Annotated in this window: 17 protein-coding genes and 1 pseudogene; 6 read left to right on the top strand and 12 right to left on the bottom strand. The window is 70.9% G+C overall.

The features are described 5' to 3' along the window. Positions 1-931, top strand: a 931-nt coding sequence (locus tag ACFCZF_RS24255; RefSeq protein WP_376673433.1) for an ATP-binding cassette domain-containing protein, incomplete at its 5' end; no start/stop codon positions are given. 15 nt (positions 932-946) lie between these two features. Here the strand turns inward: ACFCZF_RS24255 and ACFCZF_RS24250 are convergent. After that, positions 947-2,044, bottom strand: coding sequence for an alpha/beta hydrolase-fold protein (locus ACFCZF_RS24250; protein WP_376673432.1), 1,098 nt, complete (start codon positions 2,042-2,044; stop codon positions 947-949). A gap of 88 nt (positions 2,045-2,132) precedes the next feature. Here ACFCZF_RS24250 and ACFCZF_RS24245 point away from each other — a divergent pair, with 88 nt between their 5' ends. Both ACFCZF_RS24245 and ACFCZF_RS24240 read left to right on the top strand, forming a co-directional pair. Further along, the gene (locus ACFCZF_RS24245; RefSeq protein WP_376673431.1) at positions 2,133-2,345 is read left to right on the top strand and encodes an MbtH family protein; all 213 of its coding nucleotides are present in this window, start codon (positions 2,133-2,135) and stop codon (positions 2,343-2,345) included. Positions 2,346-2,351: 6 nt separating this feature from the next. Then, a complete protein-coding gene (locus ACFCZF_RS24240) occupies positions 2,352-3,920 on the top strand; it encodes an amidohydrolase (protein WP_376673430.1) in 1,569 nt (522 codons plus the stop codon). Positions 3,921-4,071: 151 nt separating this feature from the next. Here the strand turns inward: ACFCZF_RS24240 and ACFCZF_RS24235 are convergent, their stop codons facing one another. Then, on the bottom strand, positions 4,072-7,377 hold the full coding sequence (locus tag ACFCZF_RS24235; RefSeq protein WP_376673429.1) for a family 78 glycoside hydrolase catalytic domain: 3,306 nt from the start codon (positions 7,375-7,377) through the stop codon (positions 4,072-4,074). Positions 7,378-7,716: 339 nt separating this feature from the next. On the opposite strand from ACFCZF_RS24235, the gene ACFCZF_RS24230 reads away from it, so the two are divergent. After that, a complete protein-coding gene (locus ACFCZF_RS24230; protein WP_376673428.1) occupies positions 7,717-8,613 on the top strand; it encodes an aminoglycoside phosphotransferase family protein in 897 nt (298 codons plus the stop codon). A 231-nt stretch (positions 8,614-8,844) separates the two neighbouring features. Here ACFCZF_RS24230 and ACFCZF_RS24225 read toward each other — a convergent pair whose 3' ends face one another. From ACFCZF_RS24225 to ACFCZF_RS24215, 3 genes are all read right to left on the bottom strand, one after another. After that, positions 8,845-9,597 (bottom strand): chitinase, encoded by a 753-nt coding sequence (locus ACFCZF_RS24225; protein ID WP_376673427.1) that lies wholly within the window; start codon positions 9,595-9,597, stop codon positions 8,845-8,847. 113 nt (positions 9,598-9,710) lie between these two features. After that, complete coding sequence (locus ACFCZF_RS24220; RefSeq protein ID WP_376673426.1) at positions 9,711-10,229, bottom strand: lytic polysaccharide monooxygenase auxiliary activity family 9 protein; 519 nt, start codon at positions 10,227-10,229, stop codon at positions 9,711-9,713. Between the two features lie 482 nt (positions 10,230-10,711). Continuing rightward, positions 10,712-11,209: a MarR family winged helix-turn-helix transcriptional regulator gene (locus tag ACFCZF_RS24215; RefSeq protein ID WP_376673425.1), complete on the bottom strand. Its 498-nt coding sequence runs from the start codon at positions 11,207-11,209 to the stop codon at positions 10,712-10,714. Between the two features lie 80 nt (positions 11,210-11,289). Here ACFCZF_RS24215 and ACFCZF_RS24210 point away from each other — a divergent pair, with 80 nt between their 5' ends. Further along, the gene (locus tag ACFCZF_RS24210) at positions 11,290-12,087 is read left to right on the top strand and encodes an inositol monophosphatase family protein (RefSeq protein WP_376673424.1); all 798 of its coding nucleotides are present in this window, start codon (positions 11,290-11,292) and stop codon (positions 12,085-12,087) included. Positions 12,088-12,153: 66 nt separating this feature from the next. On the opposite strand, the pseudogene ACFCZF_RS24205 reads toward ACFCZF_RS24210, so the two are convergent. The 5 genes and pseudogenes from ACFCZF_RS24205 to ACFCZF_RS24185 form a co-directional block, all read right to left on the bottom strand. Beyond that, positions 12,154-12,453: pseudogene (locus tag ACFCZF_RS24205) on the bottom strand (cytidine deaminase); the annotation flags it as partial. Positions 12,454-12,487: 34 nt separating this feature from the next. Continuing rightward, positions 12,488-13,537 carry a P1 family peptidase gene (locus ACFCZF_RS24200; RefSeq protein ID WP_376673423.1) on the bottom strand — a complete coding sequence of 350 codons (1,050 nt, stop codon included), beginning with the start codon at positions 13,535-13,537 and terminating at the stop codon, positions 12,488-12,490. Positions 13,538-13,548: 11 nt separating this feature from the next. Then, positions 13,549-14,796 carry a MalY/PatB family protein gene (locus ACFCZF_RS24195; protein WP_376673422.1) on the bottom strand — a complete coding sequence of 416 codons (1,248 nt, stop codon included), beginning with the start codon at positions 14,794-14,796 and terminating at the stop codon, positions 13,549-13,551. 2 nt (positions 14,797-14,798) lie between these two features. Next, a complete protein-coding gene (gene malX / locus ACFCZF_RS24190; protein ID WP_376673421.1) occupies positions 14,799-16,436 on the bottom strand; it encodes a maltose/glucose-specific PTS transporter subunit IIBC in 1,638 nt (545 codons plus the stop codon). A 312-nt stretch (positions 16,437-16,748) separates the two neighbouring features. Further along, entirely contained in the window at positions 16,749-18,200 is a 1,452-nt protein-coding gene (locus ACFCZF_RS24185; protein WP_376673420.1) for an amidase, read from the bottom strand. 130 nt (positions 18,201-18,330) lie between these two features. Here ACFCZF_RS24185 and ACFCZF_RS24180 point away from each other — a divergent pair, with 130 nt between their 5' ends. Beyond that, positions 18,331-18,957, top strand: coding sequence for a TetR/AcrR family transcriptional regulator (locus ACFCZF_RS24180; RefSeq protein WP_376673419.1), 627 nt, complete (start codon positions 18,331-18,333; stop codon positions 18,955-18,957). Here the strand turns inward: ACFCZF_RS24180 and ACFCZF_RS24175 are convergent. Beyond that, positions 18,934-19,470 (bottom strand): GNAT family N-acetyltransferase, encoded by a 537-nt coding sequence (locus tag ACFCZF_RS24175; protein ID WP_376673418.1) that lies wholly within the window; start codon positions 19,468-19,470, stop codon positions 18,934-18,936. The two genes, ACFCZF_RS24180 and ACFCZF_RS24175, sit on opposite strands and share 24 nt — an antisense overlap. A gap of 128 nt (positions 19,471-19,598) precedes the next feature. Further along, positions 19,599-21,602: a CocE/NonD family hydrolase gene (locus ACFCZF_RS24170; protein ID WP_376673417.1), complete on the bottom strand. Its 2,004-nt coding sequence runs from the start codon at positions 21,600-21,602 to the stop codon at positions 19,599-19,601. Positions 21,603-21,609 lie beyond the last annotated feature (7 nt).

Here is a 21,609-nt window from a genome sequence, read left to right as displayed (position 1 = left end):
CAGCTCCACTCCACAACCGGAGGCCTTCGCCGTCCTACAGATTCAGACCGTGTCGTCGCACAAACTCGACCAACCTGGCTGGGCAGTACAACTAGCGCAGTTCATCATGGAACCGCTCAAGCTGTTCTCGGAGATGCCGAAGTACGTGATGATCGCGCGAGCTTCGGCCGAGCGGATGGCGCTGGTCCTGGCCGCGCCCCCGGTGACGACCCCGGGGCCGGAGCGCCCGGCCGCGGGCCGGGACCTCGAAGTCGACTGCGTGCGCCACGGAGCCCTGCGCAAGGTGAGGTTCCAGGTGACCGCCGGCGAGTTCGTGGCCGTCGCCGCCTACCAGCCGCGCGCGGCGGCCGACCTCGCCTCGATCCTGGCCCTGCACGTCCCGCCCGACGCGTACGAGGGAGCGGTGCGGGTCGGCGGCCGGGACCTCGCGGACCTGTCGACCGAGGCGGTCCGTGAGCACATGCTGGTGAACCCGTACGACGGGGAGATCTTCGCGGGCACGCTCCGCACGAACATCGACCCGTCGGGCACCAGCCGGACGGTCCCCGAGGCCGTCGAGGCGTCCATGCTGACCGACGTCGTCGCCCTGCACCGCGAAGGGCTCGACTATCCCGTCCGCGACCGCGGCGCGAACCTCTCCGGCGGGCAGCGCCAACGGCTGTCCCTGGCCCGCGCCCTCGCCGCGGACACCGACGTCCTCGTGCTGCGCGACCCGACGACGGCCGTCGACGCGGTCACGGAGCAGCTCATCGCGCGCAACGTCGCGAAGCTGCGCCGGGGCCGCACCACCGTCGTGCTCACCAGCAGCCCCGCCCTCCTGGACGCCGCCGACCGCGTCCTGGTCCTGGACGACGGTGTCATCACCGCCGAGGACACGCACCGCAACCTCCTCGCGACCGACGAGGACTACTGCAAGGCAGTGGCCCGGTGATCCGAACGACGCCCCCTAGGCGAGAGCCCAGGCGACATCGCGGAGCAGGGCGTGCCGCCAGCCCGCCCGGTCGTGGTGCGACGCCGACCGCGAGACCCGCACGGTCGCACCGGCCTGTTCGGTCAGTGTCTCCACCAGGGCGCAGTGGGCGAGCATCCGCGTCTCGTGTTCCCCCACGTCGAACGCGACCCGCAGACCTGACAGGTCGGGCCGCCCCCGCAGGCGCGCGGCGACGGCACCGCCGACCGGACCGCCCAACGGGTCCGCCAGATTCTGCGCGTCGGGCGTCCACCACAACGACGCCGACTGGCAGGCGACGCGGGACACCAGGTCCGGGAACTCCAGCGCCGCGTACAGCGCGCTCAGCCCGCCGAGGCTCTGCCCCGCGACCACCAGCCGGTCAGGGTCGGCGGGTACGCCGGACTCCGCGACCAGCGGCAGCAACTCGTCCCGGACCGCCTCCCACAGTTCGGGCCGGCACCCGAGCTCGCCCGCCCTGTCCCTGACCGGAAGGAAGACGAGTGTGACCGGCGGCAGCTCGCCACTGGCGACGGCCGAGTCGAACGCGGCCGTCGCGGGGTGCAGGTACAGCCAGTCGTCCCCGTCGAGCAGCAGGACCACGGGCCCACCGCCGCCCGCCGGGTGCACGCGCACGGTACGCCGCCCGCCGAGCCGCCCCCCGGCCCAGCGCAGCCGGGTGCGGGGGAGGGGCAGTACGTCGGTGGCGGCGACCGCCGGCCAGTGCGGCTGGGGCGGCGCGTCCGGGGTCGCGGTGATGGACCGGTCACCGCCCGCACCGACCGGGTTGAACGGGTCGGCGTACGCCGCGTCGCCGACGAGGAACTGGTACGTGACCCGCAGCCGCGCCGGCATCCGCACCTCGGCGTACCAGCAGTCGGTGTCGCCCCACCGGCGCAGGGGAACCGGCTCCGACCAGCTCTCGAACCCGATGCTCGCCGCCCCGGACCCGCGCCGCAGGAACAGGGTCACCCAACCGTCGCCGTCGGCCACCGACGCGGGTGTCCCCGCACTCGCCCAGAACGCTTCGGAGCCGGGCCTGCCGGCCAGCCCGAACGCGGCGAAGGTGTCTTCCCCGGAAGTCACCAGGCTCATCAACGTCTCCTTGTGGAGCGGAAAGTGAGAAGGCTAAGCTCATTTCCCATTAGGCGAGCCTAACCTAATTCATCGGGAGGCACCGCAGATGAGCACCAACCCCTTCGACGACGCCGACGGCCGTTTCCTCGTCCTCGTGAACGACGAGGGCCAGCACTCGCTCTGGCCGTCCTTCGCGGAGGTGCCCGGAGGGTGGACGATCGCCTTCGAGGAGAACAGCCGGGCCTCCTGCCTGGAGTTCGTCGAGGCCAACTGGAAAGACCTGCGCCCCCGTTCCCTCGTCGAGTCCATGGACGCCTGACGCCCGATGCTCTGCACCAGACTGACGAACGCCCGCTTCCTCACCATGGACCCCGACCACCCCGTCGCCCACGACCTGGGTATCTGGCGGGGCCGGATCGTCGGCCTGGACGCGGCCGTGACCTCCCTGCCCGCGCGTGAGGTGGTCGACCTCCAGGGCGCCATCGTGCTGCCCGGGTTCATCGACGCCCACGTCCACCTGGCCTGGACCGGGCTCAAACAGAACACCCCGAGCATCGCGGGCCGTACGCGGATCGACGACGTGCTCGCCGTCGTGGAACAGGCCGTCACCCGGAAGGGCTCGCCCGGCGCCTGGGTGAGCATCGCCGGCTACGACCAGCGGGCCCTGGACCGCCACCTGACCGCCGCCGACCTGGACCAGGTCAGCCACGGACACAAGCTGTACGTGACGCACGACTCCGGGCACGGCTGCATCGTCAACTCCGCCGTTCTCGACCTGCTGCCCACCGACATCCCGCACGACAACGGCTTCCTCGCCGAGGGCGCCATGGGCGCGGCCCGCGCGCTGCGCCTGCCGTACTCCCAGGAGGAGTTGACCCAGGCGATCGGACGGGCCGCCCGCACCTGCCTGGCCGAGGGGGTCACCGCCTGCGCCGAAGCCGGTATCGGCGGCACTCTCCTGGGTCACAGCCCCGTCGAGCTGGGCGCGTACCAACTCGCCCGTGAGAAGTCCCTGTTGCCGCTGCACGTGCAGCTCATGGTGTCCGCGGACCGGCTGCACCCCGTCGCCGCCCACGAAGCCGACGGCATTCCCAGAGCCCTCGACCTCGGCCTGCGCACCGGGTTCGGCGACGACCGGCTGTCCGTGGGCGCGCTGAAGGTCTTCACCGACGGCGGCATGATGGCCCGGACCGCCGCGCTCACCAGCCCGTACGAAGGGCTGGACCACGCCGGCCAGTTGCAGGACGACCCGGACGTGCTCGCGGACACGATCGTGGACGGCCACCTCGCCGGGTGGCAGCTCGCCGTCCACGCGATCGGCGACCGCGCGGCCGACGTCGCCCTGGACGCCCTGGAGCGGGCCCAGCGACTCCTGCCGCGCCCCGGCGCCCGGCACCGCATCGAGCACGCCGGCCTGATCCGCCCCGACCAGCTCCCGCGCTTCGCGCAGCTCGGCGTCAGCGCGGTCGTACAGCCCAACTTCCTGCGCTACTTCGGCGACGACTACGCGGAGATCATGGGCGAGACCCGGGCGGAGTGGCTCTACCGGGGCAGGGCGTTCCTGGACCACGGGATCACGCTGGTGGGCAGCTCCGACCGCCCCGTCACGGACGGATCCCCGCTGCGGGCCGTCCAGTTCATGGTCGAGCGCTCCTCCGGATCGGGCCGGACGATCGGCCCCGACGAGGGCATCACCGTCGAGGAGGCCCTGCGCTCCTACACGGTCGCCGGTGCCTTCGCCTGCCACTGGGAGGACGACCTGGGCAGCCTCGCCCCGGGCAAGCGCGCCGACCTCGTCGTGCTCGGCGACGACCCCCGGCGCGTCGACCCCTCACGCATCGGGGACATCGAGGTGGTGGCGACGTACGTCGACGGCCGAGCGCCGGCCTCGTGACCGGGCGGCGGTGGCCGACGGCTGCGGGGCACGGCCCAGGGCGGGACGCACCCGCCCACCCTGGGCCCACCCACGTGTCATGTGCGGACGCCGAACGCCGAACGCCGAACGCCGAACGCCGAACGCCGAACGCCGAACGTCGGACGCCGGGTCACGCGGTGCCGCTGAACTCCCAGGTGCCGTGGCCGACTCGGTGGATACGGAAGCCGGGCACCGCCCGCAGGAACTCCGCGCCGTCGGGGTCGGCCGCGTGCGCCCCCTCGGCCACCGGGACGTGGACCTCCGCCTCCGACCCCACCGGCACCCGGACCGTCAGTCGAAGCTGCCGGCAGACCCGGGACCATGCCACGGCCGCTTCTCCGCGCACGGTGCGGATCGAGGTGCGCGCCCAGTCCACGCCCGTGCGGGCGTCCGGGCGGACGCTGAAGGTGCGGTATCCCGCGTCGCCCGGCCGCAGTCCGGCCACGTTCTCGTACAGCCACTGGGTGACGGTGCCCTGGAAGTAGTGGTCGCGGGAGCGGGAGTCCAGCGGCCACATCTCCCACATGGTGTCCGCGCCGTTGTCGTGCCAGTGGCCCCAGCCCGGGTAGGTGCGCTGGGTGGCCACGGCATGCGCGACGTCCGGGCGGCCGTGTGCGCACAGCACCCGCAGCAGCACGCTCGTGCCCAGGGCTCCCGTGTTCAGGTGGTCCCCGCGCTCCTCGATGTCCGCCACCAGGCTGTCCAGCACCGTTGCCCTGGCACCCGGTGGCACCAGGCCGAACGCGAGCGGAATCGCGTTGGACGTCTGCCGGTACCCGGGATCCTTGGCCGTGCGGTAATGACCCTCCGGGCCGAGGAACGCCGCGTTGAACGCGCTCCGCAGACTCTCGGCGGCGGCCCGGTAGCGACGGGGGACATCGTTGTCGCCGGGCAGGCCGGAGAGCTCCTCACCGAGCTCCGCCGTGTGCAGCAGCGCCTGGTACAGGTAGGCCGTGGCGGTCAGCCGGGTGTCCTCGGGCGGATTGCCGCCGTATCCGGGAGCCAGGTAGTCGCCGAGCGCGGTGACGGCCAGGCCGTCCCGCAGGCGCTCCAGCTCCCAGTCCAGGTAGCGGGTGAGGGTCTCCCAGTGCTCGCGGGCCGCCCGCTCGTCTCCGTACACCCGGTACATCTCGCGGACGACGAAGGGATAGACGGTCGTCCACTCGGGGGACGGCCCGAGATCGCCATAGCCCCAACCCCCGCTCGGCACGATCACCGGGAGCTGCCCCTCGCCGGTCTGGCTGTCGGAGAGGTCGCCGAGCCACTTGGAGAAGAAGCGGTGCATCCCGAAGGCGTACGTCATGGTGGGGGCGCCGAGCTGCGCGTCGCCGGTCCAGCCGTTCTTCTCGTACATCGGGGTGTCGGTGGGGATGCCGTGCAGGTTGTTCAGCACGGTGCGGCGCATGGCCTTGTCCAGCCACTCGTAGAACGGCTCGGAACAGGAGAAGGAGCTGACCTCGTCCACCCGGGAGTGGACCAGGCGTCCCAGCACCTGTTCCGGGTCCGGACGCGTCGGCAGGCCGTGGACCTCGACGTACCGGAAGCCCTTGTAGGAGAAGCGGGGTTCCCAGACCTCCTCGTCCCGCCCCGCGCTCACGTACTCGTCGGTCTGGAAGCGGCCCGGGACGTGCCCCGTCTCGGCGTGCACGCTGCCGTCGTCCTTCAGTTTCTCGCCGTGGACGAGCCGGACGACCGCGCCCTCGGCGGCTCGGCGCACGGTGAGGCGGGTCCAGCCGGCCATGGTGCGGCCCATGTCCACGAGGTGGACGCCGGGGCGTGGTTCGGTTATCGCGGCAGGGCGGACCGTGTCGATGACCTCGATCGGATCGTGCGGCTGCGCACGCAGAACGCCGCTGGGTGCCTCACGCACGCGGGCAGATCGCCACCCCGAGTCGTCGAACCCGGGTCGGCTCCAGCCGCCGGGCGCCCGCCGGGCGTCGTAGGTCTCGCCGGCGTACAGGGAGTTGGACAGGGTCGGTCCCTCGGTGATGCGCCACTTGTCGTCGGAGGCGATGGTGGTACGGGTTCCGTCCGGATGGTCGATCTCCAGCTGGGCGAGGAGCCGGGGCTCACCGTGCCAGGGAGCGCGGTGCCAGTTCCAGACGTTGGGTGTGGTCATGCCGTAGAAGCCGCGTCCGAGGGTGACCCCGATGGCGTTGTCACCGCGCTTCAGCAGGTCTGTCACATCGTGGACGGCGTACAGCACGGTCTCCTCGTAGTCCGTGAAGCCCGGGTCGAGGACCTGTGTACCGACACGGCTGCCGTTGATCTCCGCCTCGTAGTAGGCGAGTCCGCTGATATGGAGGCGTGCGCGCGTGACGCGTCCGCGTACGGTGAAGGAGCGGCGCAGCAGCGGGGCGGGCGGTTCGGGGGTGGCGACGGTGACATCGCTGCCCCAGGGCCCCTGGCCGTACGGGGCCAGGACGGCGGCCGGATCCCAGCCGCTGTCGTCGAACCCGGGCCGCTCCCAGCCCTCTCGCGCGTCGTCGGTGGTGCGCCAGCCGTTGCCGGTGTGGAGTTCGTGGGTGCGTCCGTCCTCGGTCTCGACGAGGAAACGGACGAGCAGCCCACCGGGATTCACGCTCGCTCCCGGCCGGTTGGTGGCGAGGGCGGCGATCAGGACCTCGTCGCCGGCGGAGCGCGTCAGTTCCGTGACGTCCGCGGTGCGGCCGGTGCGCCAGCCGTCGGCCTGCTGCGGCGCCTGCAACACCTGCTGCCCTGCTGCGTAGAGGGTGAAGTCGTCGTCGGCCGTGGCGGTCACGACGGCACGCTTCACCACGGACCCATCGGGCAGGGTGAGTGTGGCGCGGAACCAGCGGGTGCCCTCCGGGGCGTCCGAGGAGGTCGCGCCGGGGGACCAGATCCATGAGGCGCCGGCGAGGGAGGGCGGCTCGGGTGGCTCCTCCGCGCCGATCCAGCCGGCCCGCCATCCGTCGGCCGGGAGGGTCGTCTCCCACCAGCGGGCCTCGCTCCAGCGGGAGCGGCGCCCCTCGGCGTCCCAGACGCGGACCCGCCAGTGGTAGCGGGTGCGGGGGAGCAGCGCGGGTCCACCGTAGGGGACGCCGACGCTGCGGTCCGAGGTGACTCTGCCCGAGTCCCACACCGTGTGGGTACGCCGGCCCGGGCCATCGGACTCCCTCGTGACCCGAATGTGGTAGGCGGCCTGCCTGACACCGCGTCCGGGGGCTGCCAGTTCCCATGACAGGCGGGGGCGTTCCACGTCCGTGCCGAGCAGGTTCTCGGCGTACTCGACACTGGTGCGAACGACGCGGAGCCCGGACTCCCTTTCCTGCCGGTCGCCGGTCGTCGCCGTGGTCGGCATCGGGGCCGCGGCCGCGGCGCCGGTGGACAGCGCGGTGATGCCGACGCCCGCGGTCGCCACCGTGCCGCGAAGAAAGACCCTGCGGTTCCAGCCCTCAGTCGTGCCTTCGCTCATGTGTATCCGCCTTTGCTCGCCGTGCCGGCGGAGCTCGGACGAACCGTGCGCCCGGACCGCGCCGACTGTCTGGAAACGGACTGGTTGAAACGGCCTGGTTGTCTGGTTGAAGCGGCAGACTGAAACACAGACTGAAACGATTCAATCACCTTCTCGACGATCCTATGCATGCCCTGCACACCGCATCAAGGGATGTGACAACGGCTCCTGGAGAGGCTCGGCAAGATGGCTGTGATCCGGGCGCGCGGTGCGGAAAAGCAGTCGACAGACGAGCGCACGACGCACTGTGATGGCCCCGACCGCCCGCCGCGCACAGCGGCCCGACCCCAGGAGCTGTCTTTGGCTACCGAGCGAACTCCGGACCGCCCCTCGATCGACACCTCCCTGGTCGGGCGCCTGGTCGACCGGCAGTTCCCGCAATGGGCGGAGCTGCCCCTCCAGCCGATCGAACAAGCCGGCTCGGACCATGTGATCCACCGGCTGGGCGAGGAGCTGACCGTCCGGCTGCCGCGCCATGCCGGCGCAATCGGGCAGGCCCGGAAGGAACTCGAGTGGCTGCCCCGACTAGCCCCGCACCTTCCGCTGGCCGTCCCGGTCCCGGTCGCGGTGGGAGAACCCGATCTCGGCTATCCGTGGCCGTGGGCGGTCACCCGCTGGCTCGACGGCGAGGTGGCCACGGTCGAGACCCTCGCCGACTCGTCAGAGGCCGCCCGCGAACTGGCCGACTTCCTGACCGCACTTCAACGGTTCGCCCCCGGGGCTGCCTCGGGCCTCGGCGCCGGCGAGGACCTCACCGTCCGGCCGCTGGCCGCTCGGGACGAGGCGACGCGCGCCGCCATCGCGGAGGTCGGCGACGTGTTCGACACGGCGGCCATGACCGAGCTGTGGGACGCGGCGCTCAGCGCCCCCGGCTGGGACCGCCCTCCGGTCTGCTTCCACGGCGACTTCCACACGGGCAACCTGCTGACCGTCGACGGCCGCCTCAGCGCGGTCATCGACTTCGGCGAGTTCGGCATCGGCGACCCGGCTCGCGACCTGACCATCGCCTTCACTCTGATGTCGGCGGCGTCGCGAGCCGCCTTCCGCGCCGCGCTCGGCGTGGACGACGCCACCTGGACCCGGGGGCGCGGATGGGCCCTGGCCACGGGCCTGAACGCGTACGCCTCCTACGCCGCCGTCAACGCCAGGGTCGCCGCGCAGACCACGCGGCAGATCACACAGGCCCTCGTCGGCTAGGTGGCGCGAGGCTTCGGGTGCCCGCGCGCTTCGTGGGGGCCGACGTCGAGTTCGTCCATCCAACACAGGGAACGAGATCGCGTTGCTCCGCGACCTGTGGCGGGTCCCGTCTCACCACTCCCGGTCAGGCCCTCGGGAAGTGCCGCTGGGTCGCCCGTGCAGGGCAGCGAGCCCCTCGGTGCACGGCCGACCCACCGGCAACGCCTCGAAGGCGAGCCTCACACTGGCCGCCTAGCAGCTGAGATTGCTGCCGGGCTCGACGTCGAGCAGCTGCGAGAAGCGCTGGTAGTTGTCGATCCGGCTCTGGACCTGTGCGGGGTTGCCGCCGTCGCACTCGATGCTGCCGTTGATGGCGCGTATGGTCTCCCCGAATCCGGCGCCGTTGACCATGGCGTCGTGGGGTGTCATGGTGCCGGGACCGGTCTGGGTGTTCCAGTACCACAGGCCCGTCTTCCAGGCCACGGACGCGTCGTTCTGGACCATGTCGGGATTGTTGAGCAGGTCGATGCCGAGGGCGTCCCCGGCAGCCTTGTAGTTGAAGTTCCAGCTGAGCTGGACGGGCCCGCGTCCGTAGTACTTGTCGTTGCCGGCCGGGCAGCCGTACGGCTGCGTGGCGTCGCAGTAGTGCGGGTAGTTGGCGGTGTTCTGTTCGACGACGTGCACGAGTCCGCCGGTTTCGTGGCTGACGTTGGCGAGGAAGGCGGCGGCCTCCTGCTTCTTCACCGTGTCGCTGCCGGTGTTCGTGAACCCCGGGTAGGCGCTGAGTGCGGCGGTGAGGCCACTGTAGGTATAGAAGGTGTTCCGGTTGGGGAACATCTCGTTGAACTGGGCCTCGCTGACGACGAATTCGGCGGCGGCGGACTGTGCGTCGGGTGTGCCGGTCGTGCCGGGCTTCTGGGCGACGGCCGTCGGGGCCAGTGTCAGGGTGCACAGGGCGGCGGCCGCGCCGGTGGCGGCCAGCAGTGCGAGTTTGCGGGGCTGCACGATGTTCGACTCCTGCTCGGTGAGAGTACGGCGTGTGAGAGAAGGAGGAGGGAAGCGACCGCGAGCACCCACGAGGGATGGCGGTCGCTCCGGGCTCCCCTCCAGTCGATCTGTCAGCCGCCGACGTTGACGTCGATGCAGGCGTAGAACGCGTTGTCGGTGTCGGCGACGTTCCACACGGCGAGAACCTTCTGCTGGCCGCTGAGGCCACCGAAGTCGACCTGGTGGTTCACCACTGCGCCGGGCTTTGCGCCACCGTCGTCGAACAGCGCGATACGCCGGCCGCCGGCGTAGTACTCCCACGTGCTGGTGGCGTGCTGCGCGGTGAGTTTCCACGAGAACGTCGCGTTCTTCGGCACCGGAGTGACGGCCCAGCCCTTGCTGTCGTCGTCCAACTCCGCGAAGCGACTGTTGCCGCCACTGCAGCTGGTCAGGCCCTTGGGGCCTTCGACGCTCTGCGGCTCGTACTTGATGTCCCCGCAGGACACCGTGCCCGCGGCGCACTGGGCCTGGCGGCTGGGCGGATCGGAGATGTAGCCGTGCGCGCTCGCCGAGGAGGCGGGGAGGCTGACGGCGATGACAGGGGCGAGGGCCGCGCCGATCAGCGCAGCGGTCTTCCGGTTGGTGTGCATGTGGAACTCCTTCACATCAGGCCGCTCCACGGCAACGCGCAGTCATATGTGGGGTGACCGCGCACGCCGAGTCCGGCCTCTCGTGGGTGGGGCCAGGAGGCGGAAGGTGACGCGCACTCACCGCAGTGGCGGAGGAGTATGAGCCCTGGCAGGGGTCAACTCCGCAAACGGAGCGGCGAGTTCTGTTGGACTAGACCATACAAGCGCTCGGCGTGACCGTGTCAAGGGTGTGGCACGGCAGCGTTTCCGGGACAGGCGATGCGGTTGCTAACGGAACCCGCCGCCGGATCCGCGATGCGACGTGTCCGAGCCTGGTCGTGCCGGTCGGGGCGTGTGGAACCGAGCCGGACCGATCCGTGGTTGAGCCGAGGCCGGCGACTGTCGGGTGCGTGGACGACTCGTCGCAGCCCAACGCCACCTGCTCATTACCGGCACACCCGGCGATGCCGTTCCGGGCGAACGGCCGCGACACGGTTCCGGGGTTACACGTCGGTGGAGGAGGGCAGGGTACCGCCGCTTGTACGGGACCACGCGAGTCCCTCCAGATGCTCGATGCCCTGATTGAGTTCGATCAGCAGATCGAGGAACCGCTGGGTCTGTTCGCCCGCCCATCCGGACGCCTCGATGAGCCGTGAGGTACCCGCGCGGCTGATGGCCCGGTCCGCTTCCAGGCGTTCCAGGCCGAGTACGGTGGGCCGGAACTTGCGTGCCATCCCGCCGTCCGGGTCGGGGATGCGCTCTACGAGACCGTTGCGGAGCATGGCGCTGACCTGGCGGTTGATGGTGGAGACGTCCACCTGGAAGGTGTGCGCCAGTTCCTTGAGCGTGGGTGGTTCACCGCTTTCCAGTCGCGTCAGCAGAACGTAGGCCGAGCGATCCAGGCTCTGACCGATGCGGGGCCCTCGCGAAGCGACGAAGTGCCGGGACAGCAGCGTCAGTTCCCGTTCCAGATCACTGAGCCGGCGCTCTTGCTCGCTCATGTCCCGGTCGCCGCCCCTCGTCGCGCATGGTGCATATCATGTGGAGGATACACATTGTGCCGTCCGGTACTCTGCACGTCGTGATCAAGTCACCTGCGATCCTTGACGACGTCGATGTCGCGACAGCCGCCGCGTGTGCCGGCGCGGACGTCGTGCTCGCCAGGTACGGGCAGCGGCTGACGCGCCTCGACAAGGGTGCCGGGGACTTCGCCACCGACGCCGATGTGGCGGCCGAGGAGGCGATCCTCCGGGTCATCCGTGCGGCTCGGCCCGGCGACGCGGTGCTCGGCGAGGAGGGCGGGCAGCGGGGGCATGCCGACGCGGTGCGGCAGTGGTTGGTGGATCCCTTGTGCGGCACCCTCAACTACGCGGCCGGCAACCCGCTGGTGGCCGTCAACGTGGCCCTGCGCAACGGTCCGGCGGCGGTGGCCGATCCGTTCAGCGGCGAGGTCTACTTCACCGACGGTGACACCGCTCGGATTCGACGCGACGGGGAGGACGCGGTGCTGTCACCCACGGCGGCCACCCGATTGGTCGACGTCAACCTGGATCCGCCCTTCCCGAGTGCGCCTGGCTTCCGGGCAGTGGACCTGCTCGCTCACCCCGGGTTCGTCGAGCGGTTCCGGCCGCGCGTCGTGTCCACGACGCTGGCTCTGGCCTGGGTCGCGGCCGGAAAGCGCGCCGCATATGTCACCGACGGCGGCGACCTGGCCGTCAGCGTGCACTTCGCCGCCGGCATCGCTCTGTGCCAGGCCGCCGGCTGCGTCGTCACCGGAGTCGACGGCGCCCCGGTCGGGCGGGCGGGCCGCGGACTCGTGGCGGCCGCGGACGCCGAGACGCACGGGCTGCTTCTGTCGATGATCCGGGCCCGGGGCTAGCGCCGCCTCCGACCACTCAGCCACCCCCGTCACCGACCGGGGTGGAGGCTCGCGTTGCGCGGCACGCACTACGGGGAAGTAGTCGAGAAGAACCTGCCGGCACCGGCCGCAGGGCGGAACCACCCCCCGGTCGCGGTCTCCGACGGCGACGATCGTGGCCGGCTCGTAGGCGCCCTGACCGGCGGCGGCTCTGATGACAACCAGTTCGGCGCACGGGCCGCCGGTGAAGTGGTAGGCGTTCACCGTGGTGACGATCCGACCGTCCCGGGCGCGGGCCGCGGCCGCCATGGTGTGGTTGTCGCCCCGGCAGCGAGTACGCGCGACGTGGGCCGCCGCCTCGACGAGTTCGTGGTCGACGTGGTGAATCCGCGTGGTCGTCTTCCCTGTCTTTCTCGAGTGTTCAGTCGGCGGCGGCGAGCAGCGGGTCTGCCGGAAGCGCGGGTACGGTCCGACCGCCGAAGCCGGTGGTCGTGGTCGCCGCGAGCAAGGAGTTGAGCACCGCTTCCTCGACCGCGTCGAGGACGGCTTCGAACAGCGGGCCGAGTCCGGCGTCCGCCACCGGGGCGCCGTCCGGTCGCGTACTGAACGCGATGGCGTAGTCGCCGCTGCCGTGGCAGTAGGCCGCGCCGGTGCGGGCCAGGGCGAACACCGCACGCCGTGCGACGCGAGTGAGTTGCCGGGCGTCGAGCGGGGCGTCCGTGGCCACCACGATCATGCACGAGCCGGTGTCCGCCGGGATAGGGGCTCCGGCCCCGACGCCCACGGACCGCGGGGTGAGGGTGCGGCCGAGCACCCGCAGCGTGCCGCCGAAGTTCGCCTGCACCAGGACGCCGACCGTGCAGCCGCCGCCGGCCAGCTCCGGGGTACGCGAGGCGGTTCCGATACCGGCCTTGAACCCCAGTGCGACGGTGCCGGTCCCCGCGCCGACGCAGCCCTCGGCCACCGGCCCGCCGGACGCCTCGTCGAGGGCCGCCCGAACGTGCTCCTCGTGGACGGGCCGGGCGCGAATGTCGGACAGGAGGCCGTCGTTGCACTCGCCCACCACGGGGTTGAGGCTCTGCACCCCTTCGCATTCGGGCCGCTGGAGCATCCAGCCGACGAGGGCGTCGGCGACGCGGAAGGCCGACAGGGTGGAGGTGAGCAGGACCGGGGTCTCCAGCGTGCCCAGTTCGGAGAGCTGGGTGGTGCCGATGAGTTTGCCGTAGCCGTTGCCGGTGAACACCCCGGCCGGCACGGGGGCGTGCGGGCTGACGAGGTCGGGCACGACGGCTGTGACTCCGCTGTGCACGTCTGGCGGGCGGCGAACGGTGGTGTGCCCGACGCGGACCCCCGGCACGTCGGTGATCGCGTTGAAAGGCCCGGTGGCGGCGGGGCCGATGATGATGCCGAGGTCACGGGCGCGGCGTCGGGCGGTGCCGGGAGCGGGCTGTGGGTGAGGCAGTGGTTCCATGCGGCCGGACGTTACGCCTCGGATCGGCGGGAGGGGCGGGAGGGGCGGGCAGCCTGGTGCGCGACTGCATCGGCGGCGCTCGATGAGTTCGTGGCACCCCCCTCCGCCCCACGGATCCGGCGCAGCGCCCGCACCAGGGCCTCGACACCCGCCTCCGCCTTGGACCGGGGGCACCCGACGTTGACCCGCACCCGCCCGGGGCAGCCGTACGTGGCCCCCGGCATGATGGCCACCTTCTCCACCTCGACGAGTTCGTGCTGAAGCGCGTCGTCGTCGACGCCGAGGGGCCGCAGATCGATCCAGGCCAGGTACCCGGCCTGTGGGGGTTCCCAGTCGAGTTGCGGAAACGCGTCGTGAAGACGGTCGGCGACCATCGCGAGATTGTCCGCGAGGTACGTGCGCAAGGCGTCCAGCCAGGGCGCTCCCTTGCGGTACGCGGCGATGTGGCCGACCAGCGACAGCACCGCGGGGGAGGAGAGACCGTCCGCGTCCTTGAGCTGCCGCAGGTAGGCATCACGTGTCGCGGGATCGCCGATGATCCCGTAACTGCCGGTCAGAGCAGGGATGTTGAACGACTTGGAAGCCGAGGTGAGCACAGCCCAGCGGTCGTCGCCGCCGTGCCGGGCCCAGGGGCGGTGGACGTGCGGGCCGTACGCCAGGTCGGAGTGGATCTCGTCGCTGATGACCGCCACGTCGTACCGTGCGCACAGCCGGGCCATCCGGTCCAGCTCGTCCGCGGACCACACCCTGCCCGTGGGATTGTGCGGCGAGCACAGCAGCAGCACGGCCGTGTCGGGGAGCGCCAGGAGCCGCTCGAACTCCACCCAGTCGTGCAGCGGGCACCTCAGGAGCCGACGTCCGTGGGCCGCCACCGTCTTCGGGAACGCGTCGTACATGGGCGTGTGGGCGACAACGCCGTCACCGGGTCGCGACCACAGGCGCAGCAACTGCGAGACCTGGTAGACGACGGAGGGCGCGTAGACGACCGACTCGGGATCCACGTCCGTGGCGTGCCGCGACGCGTACCAGTGGACGATCGCGGAGAGGAAGTCGGCCTGGCGCCAGCGCGAGTAGCCGAGGACCCCGTGCTCCAGGCGTCCGCGGAGCGCCGCCATGATCTCCGGGGCGGTCTCGAAGTCCATGTCGGAGATCGTGAAAGGCAGCAGATCCGGCACGCCGAAGCGGTCCTGGACGTAGTCCCACTGCGTGCACCAGGTGCCGTGCCGGTCCACCGGGGTGTCGAAGTCGTAGAGCGTCATGGTCAGCCCACCGGGATCATCGTGGCGATGGCGTCCTTCACCGACTGGACCTGCGGGCCGATGACGACCTGGACGTTGTGGCCGTCGAGCTTGATGACCCCGACGGCCCCCAGCCTCTTCAGCCGTGCCTCGTCGACCTGTTCGGCGTCCTGGACCGTCATGCGCAGGCGCGTGATGCAGTTGTCCAGGGACCGGATGTTGTCGGCGCCGCCGATCGCGTCGAGAATGGCGACGGCGTCGTACTTCCCCGCGATCAGCTCACGCCGGGGCTCCGCCGCCTTGTCCGGGGCGGCGTCCTTCTCTGCCTGTTCTTCCTGGCCCTGCGCCTTCTCTTCCGGCTCTTCCGGTGCCGAGACCTCCTCGCGACCAGGGGTCTTGAGGTTGAAGCGGGTGATCGCCCAGCGGAACAGGAAGTAGTACACGGTGAACCACACCGCCGCGATCAACGGCACCAGATACCACTTGGTCGTCGAACCCTGGAGTACTCCGAAGACGAGCCAGTCGATGACATTGCCGTCGGTGTTCCCGATGAAGACGCCGAGCACGGCCGCCGTGAGGAACCCGAGTCCGACGAGAACCGCGTGGATGGCGTAGAGCCACGGGGCGACGAAGAGGAACAGGAACTCCAGCGGCTCCGTGATGCCGCCCACCACACAGGCCACGACGCCGGACACGAGCAGGGCCTTGATCTCCGGGCGCATTCGCCGGTTCGCGCAGTGGTACATCGCGAGCGCGGCGCCCGGGAGGCCGCCCAGGTAGGACGCCATCTTGCCCTGGGAGAGGAAGTGCGTGGCATCGGTGACCGCGGTGTTGGGGGCGGCCGAGCAGTCCAGTTGGGCGTAGAACATGTTCAGGGCGCCGGAGATCTGGTCGCCGCACACGGTTCCGGAACCACCGACGTCAGTGAAGCGGAACATCGCCACGAGGATGTGGTGCAACCCGATGGGCCGCAGCAGTACCTCTCCCATGCCGAAGAAGAACGGCCCGAACACACCGGTGTGCCCGATGCCGCGGCCCACGGCGGTGATCCAGCCGTTGAAGGTCGGCCAGACCAGCGGGATGAGCAGGCCGAGCACGCTGAGGACAAGGGCCGAGATGATCGGGACGAAGCGGAGCCCCCCGAAGAAGGCCAGCGCGTCAGGCATCCGTTGGGTACGAAAGCGCCGGTGGAGAAGGCTGACAACGATGCCAACGGCCACGGCGCCGAGGAGGCCCGTGTCGATGGACTGCACACCCAGCACGTCGGCTATGCCGTAGTGCTTGATCGCCTTCTCGTCCTCGAAGTCGACACCCTTGGCGGTGAGGTAGAAGTTCACCGCGAGGTTCATGGCGGCGAAGCCGACGAAACCCGAGAAGGCGGCCACCCCCTTGTCCTCGCGGGCCAGCCCCAGCGGGATCGCCATCGCGAAGAGGACGGGCAGGAACGTGAAGGCGACCAGCCCCGTGTTGGCCATCCATGTGAAGACGAGGTGCCAGCCCTCGCCCTTCAGGAAGGCAACGTTGTCAGTGACGGCCTCGCTGGAGAGCGAGGAGCCGATGCCCAGCATGATCCCGCAGAACGCGAGCAGGGCCACCGGCAGCATGAACGTCTTGCCGAGTCCCTGGAGGAATTCCCAGAGTGCGGCCTTGGTCTTCTGCATGTGTACGGAACTTTCGAGCCTGGGGGGACGGGCCCGGACGCTCGCCGTGGCGACGCGGGGCCCATGGGCGGATCGGGCGGCGGAGGACATCACGTGGGGGTCGGCCGTCCTCGCGCGGTGTACCTGGGGGTCGCCCGGTGACCACGCCAAGCAGGGCCGTTCCGCCGGAGGGATCACATCACAGCGGGTCGGCGACTGTCCATGGAGGCCGAGGCGCCGACCCCGAGCCGTCGGCCGGTCAGGGCCGGACGTCGGCCTGTGCCGCGAAGGCTGCGGGAGCACTCTCCACGGGGGCTTCAGGAGTGCTGCTCCTCAGCGGCCCGTGTGGTCCCCCGCCCACACGGTGGGGGTTCGGCCCGACCACGGGTCTGCCCGTTCGAGTTGTCCGGCGAGGCGGAAGAGGCGGCCTTCGAGCCCGTAACCGGCGGCGAACTGCATGCCGATCGGGAGTCCGGTCTCGGCGTCGGCCGTCACCGGCACGGACATGGCGGGCGTGCCCGCCACATTGAACGGCATGGTGAACGGCGAGCGGTCGTTGAGGCGGTTGATCCAGCCGAGGCCGTCCAGGGCTTCCGCGCCCTCGGCATAGGTGCCCAAGGGCACGGGAAGCTCCGGCAGGGTCGGGGTGAGCAGTATGTCGTGCGTGGCGAAGTATCGTGCCAGGCTTCGAGCGACCCGGTTCCGGATCGTGAGAGCGGTGACGAACTGGGCGCCACTGATCCGCTGTCCGTAGTGGTAGCCGGCAAGAGTGACCGGCTCGAGGGTCGAGGAGTCGATGGGCCGGCCGAAGGCGGCAACCAGTCCGTCGACCGAGGCCGCGAGATTCGCCGCCAGCAGACGGGCGTTGGCCAGGACGAACTCCTCCCAGCCGGCTCCGAGGTCGACCTCGACCTCTTCCACCCGGTGGCCGAGGGATTCCAGCAGACGCACGGTGCGAGCGAGAGCGTCGGCCACCGGTGTGGTGGTGCGGCGTCCACCCCATGCCTGGGCGAGGACACCGATCCGCAGCGAGCCCGGGTCGCGGGTGACTTCCTCCGCGTAGGGCCGGGACGGCTGCTGGGCGAAGTAGGGATCACCCGGTTCGGGGCCGCGGATCTGGTCCAGCAGTGCCGCACTGTCGCGCACGGTACGGCTGACGCCGCCGTGCACGGCGAGGCCGTTGAAGACCTCGTCGGCGTCGGGGCCCATCGAGACCCGGCCCCGGGTGGGCTTCAACCCGAAGAGGCCGTTGTAGGCGGCGGGTATGCGGAGCGAGCCGGCCGCGTCGGTGGCGTGTGCGATCGGGACCACCCCGGCAGCGACAGCCGCGCCCGAGCCCCCGCTGGATCCGCCCGCACTCCGCTCCGGGCTCCACGGATTGCGGGTCGGACCGTACAGCTCCGGTTCCGTCGTGATGCTGTAGGCCAACTCCGGAGTCGCGGTACGCCCGAACGTCACGAGGCCGGCGTGACGGAAGCGCAGCATCAGGGAGGAGTCGGTGCGGGCGATGTTGCCGGCCGCGAGACGGCTGCCCAGCTCCATTCGCCTCCCGGCCATGGACACTCCGATGTCCTTGATCAGGAAGGGCACTCCGGCCAGCGGTGAACCGCCCGGTCGGGGCTCGTTGTCGGCCGGCCATGTCTCCACGATGGCGTTGATCCGGCCGTTGACCGCTTGCGCCGCCTCGAGTGCGGCCGCTGTCAGTTCGGCGGGGGTCACCTCGCCTTTGGCCACGAGCTCCGCGAGCCCGACCGCGTCGAAATTCACGTACTCGGCAACTCTCACTGCCACTCCCGGTGGAAAGAGGAACGGTACCGTTGGGTACCTAGTGATACCCAACAGTATCGCATGGAACGGACTGGTACCGTAGTAGTGAATGGGGAGCCCGCAACCGACAGGACGTCACGGAGTGGTCATGGCATCGACCGGCAGAAGGCCGAGCAGGGTGGCGAAACTGCCGCCTCGGGAGCGCATCCTCGACGCGGCGGAAGAGCTCTTCCAGAGCGAGGGGATCCGGCGGGTGGGCGTCCAGGCGATCGCCGAGCGGGCCGAGACCACCAAGATGGCGATCTACCGGCACTTCGACACCAAGGACGCGCTGGTCGCGGAGTGGTTGCGGATCGTCGCCGCGGACTACCAGGCGGCCTTCGACCGGGCCGAGGCCGAACACCCCGGCCGGCCCGGAGACCAGATCCTGGCCCTGGCCCGCTTCATCGCCGAGGGGCTGCCGGGGATCTCGCACCGGGGCTGCCCGTTCATCAACTCCATCGCCGAACTGCCCGACCGCTCCCATCCCGCACGGCAGGTGATCGAGGAGCACAAGGCCCGTCAGACCCGGAGACTCGTCGGCCTGTGCGCCGAGGCCGGGCTGCCCGCCCCCGAACAGACCGCGGCCGAGATCACTTTCGTACTCGAAGGCGCTCAGGTCAGCACACAGAACGGAAGCATCGATCAGGCGGGGGACCGGCTGATGAGAATCGTCGAGGGGATCATCGGTCGGCACCGCTCCGCCTGCGGCTCATCCCGGACGCCCACCGACTGACCGCCCCCGCATCGGCGTTCCCGGCCGCAACTCGGCGTGGACATCGGCGGTGCCCTCACCCGGGGCCAGCGTTGCGCCATTGCCGCGCAACGCCGCGAGCGCGGCTGCGTTGTGCACTGTGGTGTCCGCGACCACGGTCTGCGCACCGGCCCTGGCGGCTTCGCCGAGGAGGATGCGGAGCGCGGCACTGCCTATCCCGCGGCCGCGTTGGGAACGGGCGAGCCACATGCCCGTTTCCAGGACTTCCCGGCTGCCCCGGGCAGCCAGCCGGGCCGACCCCACTGTCTCCCCCTCGTGGACGATCGCGAAGGTGGATTCCCGGAGCGGGCCGGCAAGTCCGGGGCGCCGAGCGCGGTGCCACGACCGGAAGGCTTCCCGCCGTAGCGCCGTCCACCCTGGCGGACCGGCCACAGGAGGCATGACCTCCTCGGGCTCCGCGTCCTCGACGGCCACGGCGAGGAGTCCTTCGAGGGTCACCTCGTCCACCTGCCGCAGTTCCATCCGGCCGACCACGTCGGTTCCTTCCAGCGCGTGTTGGACACCCGTCGCCGATCCTCACGTGTCGCCGGGCGTTACGCGAGTGAGTTTTCGGCGTCGGCGGCGAAATGCTATGGACGCGGCGGCGACATGCTCCGGACAGGTCAGCGCGCGACCCGAGGAATACGCTTCTCCCAGGTGCGCTGGAAGACGATGTCCTCGCCGTCGCGGCACACCACCTCGTTGGAGGTGACGAAGTCATCGGCTTCGCAGGTGATCTCCGACCGGGTCTCGACCCGCACGTCCCACGCACGCTCCGGCCGGTGCATACGGACGGTCCAGTCGGACCTGGCCCGCGCCGAAAGCGGGTCGTCCTCCCTGATGGTGTAGGTCTCCAGCGCGTCCTCGGTGAACTCCAGGCCGTCCGGGTACACACGGGTCCCGCCGTAGCGTGGATCCACCTCCAGCCGCCACTCGCCCTTGGCCACGTCGCGCACCACCAGTCGCTCCGGGCGCTCCTCCTCCTGTGCCGCCGGCACCGCGACGCGCAACGGCTCGGACTGCTCGGGCGGCTCGAAGCGGATGCCGGTGTCCTCGGGGTGCTCCCCGGCGTCGCGCACCGGCAGCACGAGCGCCGAGCCGGCCGGTTCCAGGACGAAGCCGTCGGAACCCGCCTGCGGCCAGATCCACGGCCAGTAGGCGGAGGAGACGGCGAGCCGGATGCGGTGCCCGGCCGGGAAGGTGTGGCCGATGCCGTTGAGTTGGAAGGTCACCGTCTCCGTGGCACCGGGGTGCCAGGGAACGCTGCGGTCCCGGCCCTGGCGCGCGGCCAGGTTGAGGGCGCCGCGGGTCACCAAGGTCGAGGATCCGTCCGGCGCGACGTCGCAGATCCGGGCGACGGCCTGCCCGTACGGTACGTCCATCCGAAGGCGCAGGGTCACCTCGGGACGCCCGAGGATCTCGATGGGGCCGTCGATGACCGGAAACTCGAAGCACGCCGAGCGGGCGTCCTCCTCGCGCTGGTCGGGCGGCAGGTCGGCGTCGTTGCCGAAGGGGAAGAACCGCCCGGCGTCGACACCGGTGTGCTGCGGTGAGCGTACGACGACCGGCTCGCCCCCGAGGGCATGCGTCGTGGGGGCGATGTACGGGGACGGCCAGGCCGGGTCGCCGACCCAGCGGCCCGGAAGTTCGGGGTAGACGGTGGCCGGCCGGTGCGACTCGCTGATCCAGGAGCGGAGCAGCGGTTCGTCCATGACGCCGTTGTCCACCCCCTTCAGGTGTCGGTCCCACCAGCGCAGCGTTTCCTGGAGGAAGCCGATCGGCGGGCCCGGCGGCAGCCCGCGGTCCGGATACTGGTGGGACCAGGGCCCGATCAGCCCCCGCACCCGATCGTTCGGCAGGTGCTCCACGAGCCGCAGAACGGTGTCGCGGTACGGGTCGTGCCAGCCGCCCACGGCGAGGACGGCGGCGTTGACCGCGGAGTAGTCCTCGCAGACGCTGCCGTGCCTCCAGTAGTCGTCGCGGAGCTGGTGGCCGAGCCAGGTGTGGATGAACGGGTCGACGGCCTCCAGCCGCCGCAACCACATCTCCCGCCACTCCTGACCGGCGTACTCCGGGTCCGGCGGGCGGCAGACGAACGCGAGCATGGTGGCGGCCCAGGCGTGCATGTCGACGCCGAGCACCGAGCCGCCCATGTAGTGCACGTCGTTGTCGTACCGGTCGTCCGCGGAGCAGACGGTGACGACGGCCTTCAGCGGTTCGGGGGCGAGCGCGGCGATCTGGAGCGAGTTGAAGCCGCCCCAGGAGATGCCGAACATCCCCACGTTGCCGTTGCACCAGGGCTGTGCGGCCAGCCACTCGACGACCGCGACGCCGTCGGCCAGCTCGGTGGCGTCGTACTCGTCGCCCGGCAGGCCGTCACTGTTGCCGTGTCCGCGCACGTCGACGCGGACGGAGGCGTAGCCGTGCCCCGCGTACCAGGGGTGGCGCTGGCTGTCGCGGGGCGCGGTCCAGTCGCTGAGGCGGTACGGCAGGTACTCCAGCAGGGCCGGTACCGGCTCGTCGGTGACCGGTCGCCAGATCCGCGCGTAGAGCCGGGTGCCGTCCGGCAGGGGGATACGGATGTCGTCGTGGGTCGTCTCGTACGGGTAGTCCGTGCGGATCTGCATGGGGCGG

It is taken from the genome of Streptomyces sp. NPDC056296, from assembly GCF_042268605.1.
In the GTDB taxonomy this organism is placed as follows: Bacteria; Actinomycetota; Actinomycetes; order Streptomycetales; family Streptomycetaceae; genus Streptomyces.
Note: the sequence above shows the minus strand (reverse complement) of the source record. Positions and strands in the feature narration are given on the sequence as shown.